Source organism: Citrobacter sp. Ce129 (assembly GCF_030334545.1).
In the GTDB taxonomy this organism is placed as follows: Bacteria; Pseudomonadota; Gammaproteobacteria; order Enterobacterales; family Enterobacteriaceae; genus Citrobacter; species Citrobacter europaeus.
Genome location: NZ_JAOWDS010000042.1, coordinates 1 through 878, shown reverse-complemented (window position 1 = coordinate 878; position 878 = coordinate 1). Strand labels below are relative to the sequence as shown.

General features: G+C 53.8%; 1 rRNA gene. It reads left to right on the top strand.

Going from position 1 to position 878, the window contains the following annotated elements:
* A 23S ribosomal RNA gene (locus OGV77_RS00880) occupies positions 1–878 on the top strand; the annotation flags it as partial.

Genomic DNA, 878 nt, shown 5'->3' with positions numbered 1-878 from the left:
GGTTAACCGTATAGGGGAGCCGAAGGGAAACCGAGTCTTAACTGGGCGTTAAGTTGCAGGGTATAGACCCGAAACCCGGTGATCTAGCCATGGGCAGGTTGAAGGTTGGGTAACACTAACTGGAGGACCGAACCGACTAATGTTGAAAAATTAGCGGATGACTTGTGGCTGGGGGTGAAAGGCCAATCAAACCGGGAGATAGCTGGTTCTCCCCGAAAGCTATTTAGGTAGCGCCTCGTGAACTCATCTTCGGGGGTAGAGCACTGTTTCGGCTAGGGGGTCATCCCGACTTACCAACCCGATGCAAACTGCGAATACCGAAGAATGTTATCACGGGAGACACACGGCGGGTGCTAACGTCCGTCGTGAAGAGGGAAACAACCCAGACCGCCAGCTAAGGTCCCAAAGTCATGGTTAAGTGGGAAACGATGTGGGAAGGCACAGACAGCCAGGATGTTGGCTTAGAAGCAGCCATCATTTAAAGAAAGCGTAATAGCTCACTGGTCGAGTCGGCCTGCGCGGAAGATGTAACGGGGCTAAACCATGCACCGAAGCTGCGGCAGCGACACTATGTGTTGTTGGGTAGGGGAGCGTTCTGTAAGCCGTTGAAGGTGTGTCGTGAGGCATGCTGGAGGTATCAGAAGTGCGAATGCTGACATAAGTAACGATAATGCGGGTGAAAAACCCGCACGCCGGAAGACCAAGGGTTCCTGTCCAACGTTAATCGGGGCAGGGTGAGTCGACCCCTAAGGCGAGGCCGAAAGGCGTAGTCGATGGGAAACAGGTTAATATTCCTGTACTTGGTGTTACTGCGAAGGGGGGACGGAGAAGGCTATGTTAGCCGGGCGACGGTTGTCCCGGTTTAAGCATGTAGGCGG